Annotated in this window: 2 protein-coding genes; both read right to left on the bottom strand. The window is 68.3% G+C overall.

The features are described from left to right. Positions 1-111: 111 nt before the first annotated feature. Positions 112-2,901 carry a beta-galactosidase gene (locus ACFV15_RS45985; RefSeq protein ID WP_378359544.1) on the bottom strand — a complete coding sequence of 930 codons (2,790 nt, stop codon included), beginning with the start codon at positions 2,899-2,901 and terminating at the stop codon, positions 112-114. Positions 2,902-3,197: 296 nt separating this feature from the next. Then, positions 3,198-4,790: a glycoside hydrolase 43 family protein gene (locus tag ACFV15_RS45980; RefSeq protein ID WP_378359542.1), complete on the bottom strand. Its 1,593-nt coding sequence runs from the start codon at positions 4,788-4,790 to the stop codon at positions 3,198-3,200. Positions 4,791-4,954: the final 164 nt, after the last annotated feature.

The following is a 4,954-nucleotide window of genomic DNA, read 5'->3' as shown; positions in this document are numbered from 1 at the left end:
ACCCCGCCGCGGGGTTGGCGGACCCGCCCCACCGCTGGGATTTGGCTATTTAACTTATTTGGGGGGTGGTTTCTCTTTTCACCCTTTTCCCCCCGGCCATACCACTCACGACTACTTGCGGTGGTTTCCCAGCGAGACCAGGCTCACGGGAGGCGGTCCGCCCGCCGCCTGGTCGGTGGAGACCACCGCCAGCGACAGGGTGTTCGCGTTCTTGAGAATCCCGGCGGGCAGCACGAAGTCGTGCTGCGCGCCGGGATTGACGTACTGCCCCATGTTCCAGCCGTTGAGGAACACCAGCACCCGGTATTTGCCTGGCCGCTCACCGAACCGCAGCGCGACCGAGACGTCATGGTCCTTCGGCAAGCCGGGCCGGAAAGTGGTGCGATACCAGGAAACCCCCGGTTCGACGGTGGCAGGCGGACGGTCCCAGCGGCCCTGCGCCCCCGGGAGATGCCAGCCCTGGCGTTCGCCGTAGAGACCGCCGTTGTTCAGCGGACCGCGTTCGGCGTCATTGCCGACGGCGCCCCGGATCTGCCAGGCGATCTTCGCGTCACCGACCACGGCCCCGAAAAGCCCGCGCGGCTGTTTGAACCTGGTGTCGTCGGCCGTCCAGTCGTCGTTGTGCCCCATATTGGTCACGAGCACCGACAGCCGCGCCTGCTTTCCCTTGACCAGCAGCCCTTCCGGCACCGCGAAGTCCCCGCGGCCGGGGTCGCGATTCACCGGCGCGTCCGAATCGGCCTGCGTACCGCCGAGCGCGGAGCCGAGGTAGTGCCCGTCGAGCCAGGCGAGATAGCTTCCGCCCTTGCCGGTGATCGCGTTGAGCGACACGGTCTTCTCGGTGCCGTCCGGCGTGAAGTCCCCGCGATACCAGACATTGCCGTAGTGGTAGCCGTAGTCGTCGGCATAGAGGACCGGCAGCGTCTTCGGCTTGATCGGGCTCACGGTCGTGGTCTTGTCCGCGACCGTCCAGCCCGTGTCGCCGGCAGCGGGCGGCTCGGCCCGGTACGACCAATCCGACAACGCGGGCAGCGTCACCTCACACGGTCCGGGCAGAGTGCCCAGCAGCGACCCACTCGGCGTGCGCCGCGTGTCGACCGGCTTGCCGCCGACAGTCAGCCTGCGCGCCGACGAGAAGACCTCGACCTCACCCGGTGCGTCCGTGTCGGCCCGCAGTGCCAGCCGGTCGCCCGTCATCCTGGCTTCCCGCACGAGCGAGGTGCCCCTGACCAGCACCGGTCCGGCCGCGGTGTCCATGCGCCAGAACCGCGCGGCGGTCGCGTCCGTGCCGAGCATGAGCAGCATCGGACGGCGCCCGCCACCCGAGACGAGCACCCTCGCCAGCCCGGAGTGGGTGTAGTCCAGCCGCAGATCCTTGCCGTCGAACGAGCTCCGCACGTCACCGTCGAGCACCCGGACCTCGGGCGCCGACGCGTACCGCAGCACCGTCGACCCCTGCTCGCCCTCGCGCCCGTAGAGCACCGCGACATCACGGCCATCGGCGGTGACGTGCGTCAGTACCTCCGAGTTCGACCACACCAGCCGCTGCCCGCCGAGGTCGTACCCGGCGACCAGGATCTTGGCGTCCCGGCCACCGACCCGCACCGGCACCTCGTAGTCACCGTCCGGGGTGGACCAGCTCAGCGTGGTCGACAGATCGGCCGACGCCTTCCGGTCGGCGTGGCGGACGAGCACGAACTGCGTACGAGTGTCCGGATTGGCCCTGGCCTGTGCGAACACCGCCGGATCCGCCGCACGCGGCGCGGTCGCGGCGTCCGTCTTCGTCAGCGGCGCGACCGTCGTCATGAAGTAGCCCTGGCGCTTGAACTCGTCGTACTTCGTGGTGAGCCCGCGCGACTCGGTGATCGCGGCGCCGTAGTCGTAGGAGGTGTACACATCGTTGGGCTGAGGCAACCAGCCCCAAGACGTTCCGCCGTAAAGCATGTAGTAGCCGAACATGGTGGCGCCACTGCCGATGATGTTCGACTTGTAGTAGACCTTCATGTAGTCCGGACCGGTCAGCTCGCGGCACTTTTCGTAGCCCGCGGCGCCCACGTCGATCGCGCCCGACTGGTACTCGGCGGCATACACCGGAGCGTCGTCACGCAGCCGGCGCGTGACACCTTCACCCCAAGTCCCCCACGTCCCGGGGTCGGCACAGTTGAAGGCCTGCGGATAGTCGTCGACACCGGGAATCTGGACGGCGCCCTGCCCGGAGGACCAGTTCGGCAGGCCGCCGTTGCAGCAGTTGTTGTGCACGATCGGCACATCGATCCCGTCGGCCCTGACCTTCTGCTGAAGCTGTTCCATGTACGCGGGGTCGACGTTGGCGCCGTACTCGTTCTCCGCGTTGTAGGCGATCACCGAACCACCGCGGGTGACCTGGTGCCGCGCCAGAATCGGGTCGATGTGGCTCAGCCATTCCCGGTACGCGGCGGTGTACCCGGGATCGCTCGACCGCGCCCGCCCGTCGACGTTCTTGAGCCACGCGGGGAAACCGCCACCGGTGGTCTCGGCGTTGATGTACGGGCCCGGCCGCGCGACCACGTAAAGCCCGAGCTCCTCGGTCATCCGCAGCAGCCGATCCACGTCCCGCACGCCCGTGAAGTCGTACACGCCAGGCGCCGGCGAGTGGTATCCCCAGTGGAAGTACAGCGAAACGCCCGTGAACCCGGCCGCCTTGACCTTCTCGAGGATGTCACGCCACAGCTCCGGGCTGGGCAGCCGGAAGTAGTGGAACTCACCGGACCACAGCATGATCCGGCGGCCGTCGACGGTCAGCGAGTATTTGTCGTACCCGACCTGATGACCACGTGCCTCGGTGACCGGCGACGCGCTCGCCACCGGGCCAGGCGCGACAACCAGGCCCAGCATCATCAGGAGGGCGACGATGATCCTCATTGGACACCTTTCACCGGCACGCCGCTCATCCGCGGCTTTCGAAGCGCTTCGATTTCCACGATAGGACTACCGCGAGGCTCAGCACAACGCCTTGACCACACGCGACCAGCCTGGTAACGCCCTGCCGGGTCGTGAGTGGTACGGCCGGCTCTACTAACCGTCGGGAACACTCACGACCCCAGACGTGGCGAGCCCGGCGCTGTGCACAGAACGCGGACACGCGTGCAGGAGGGGCGGACACGCCGACGGACCTCCGCGATCCCGGGCGTGTCCGCGCCCTGTACAGGCGTACCCGGCTACGGAGTGGTCAGGTCGAAGCGCTGGAGTGTGACGGCTCCCCCGAGCGACTGGGTGGCGTGGTTGAACACCGCGAACCGGTAGCCCATGAAGAACGGCCAGTCGCTGTTGAGCGTGAACCCGGGCCCGAACGAGGTGAAGCCGGCGCCGTCGGTGCTGTAGGAGAACCGCGCCTGGCGTCCGGCGCCCGGCCGGATGTCGGCGTTGGCACGCAACCAGATCCGGTTGCCGGTGAAGCCGGCCCCGGCGACCTCCGTCCCGGTCGTCTTGGTGTTCCAGTTGCCGTCCATGGTGAGGTTGTTGACCATCACCACCCGGTTGCGGCCGCCGTCCCGCTTGACCCCGATCCAGGCCGACGAGTCACGCAGCATGGCCAGTCCCGTCCGGTCGCCGTCCTTCATCGCGCTCAGGTCGAGCGAGATCGTCGCGGTGGACGTGGGCCCCTGTGTCCGGTGGGTCAGCGTGTTCTTCGCGGCGTAGAGGTCGCCGGTCACGGACGCGGTCTGCAGGCGCAGTCCGTTGCCGACCGAGAACTTGGTGGTGTCCGGGTTGTGGTTCCACTCCCATTCCGGGCCGAGCGCGGTGCCGGTGAACGTGTCGGTGCCGAGCAGCGGTTTGACCGGCCGTGGCGGCGGTGGCAGGTTCGGCGCCGGATAGCTTGTGCCCCAGCGGTTGTCGACCGTCCGCAGCCGTGGCCAGCCGTCGGCGGTCCAGGTGACCGGCGCGAGCACCGGGATCCGGCCGCCGGGGTAGGCGTCCACGAACGCCATGTAGTACCAGTCGCCGTTCTGCGTCTGCACCATGCCGCCCTGGTGCGGCACACCACCACCGGCCACCGGCCCCGGCAGGTTCAGCAGCACCTGCTGCACGGTGTAGGGCCCGAACGGGCCCGAGGTCGATTTGAGGATGTACTGGCCGTTGGCGGGGCGCGTGGCGAAGATGTAGTAGCTGCCGTTTCGCTTGTAGAATCGCGATCCCTCGAGTGTGCCGATGTTCGACGGTGTCTTGAACACCTGCTGCGACCGCACCTCGGTCTTGCCGTCCTTCGAAAGCTGGGCGACGCTGAGGGTGGTGTTGCCGTACGCGACGTACATCGTGTCGTCGTCGTCGACCAGCATCCCCGCGTCGTAGTAGCACTTGTCGATCGTGGTGTGCTTGCTCCACTGCCCGTCGACCGACCTCGCCGTGTAGATGTGGGTCTTGGCGAAATCGACGCAGCCGCCCCAGTAGAAGGTGCTGGTGCTCTTGCGGTAGTTCAGGAACGACGCCCAGATGCCGCGGATGTACCCGCGCCCGCCGCTGAGGTCGTATTTGGCGCCGAAGTCCAGCCGTGGCACGGAATGCCCGGCGAACTCCCAGTTCACCAGGTCGTAGGAACGCAGGATGGGCGCGCCGGGTGAGTAGTGCATGGTCGAGGCCGAGTAGTAGTACGCGTCGCCGACCCTGATGATGTCGACGTCCGCGAAGTCCTGCCAGAGGACCGGGTTCGTGATCGCCGCGCCGCGCGGGGCCGCCTGCGTGTCGGCGCCCGCACGGGGGCCAGCGGTGAGCCCGGCGAACAGCAGGCCGAGCACGGCGACGACAGCCGTCACCGCTTTTACTGGTCGATGACGTGACATCACGGTCCTTTCGCCTTTCCCCGTGGACCGGTGGGGGGGGCCCGGGGGGGGGGGGCGGGGGGGGGCCCCCCGGGGGGAAAGGTGGGGGTTGTGGGGGGGTGGAGGGGGGGGCGCCCCCGGGGGGGGGGGTGTTTGGG

It is taken from the genome of Amycolatopsis sp. NPDC059657, from assembly GCF_042734395.1.
Classification (GTDB): Bacteria; Actinomycetota; Actinomycetes; order Mycobacteriales; family Pseudonocardiaceae; genus Amycolatopsis.
Note: the sequence above shows the minus strand (reverse complement) of the source record. Positions and strands in the feature narration are given on the sequence as shown.

Coding starts and splice junctions, on each gene's coding strand:
- ACFV15_RS45985 (WP_378359544.1), bottom strand. CDS start 2,901: ATGAGGATCATCGTCGCCCTCCTGATGATGCTGGGCCTGGTTGTCGCG.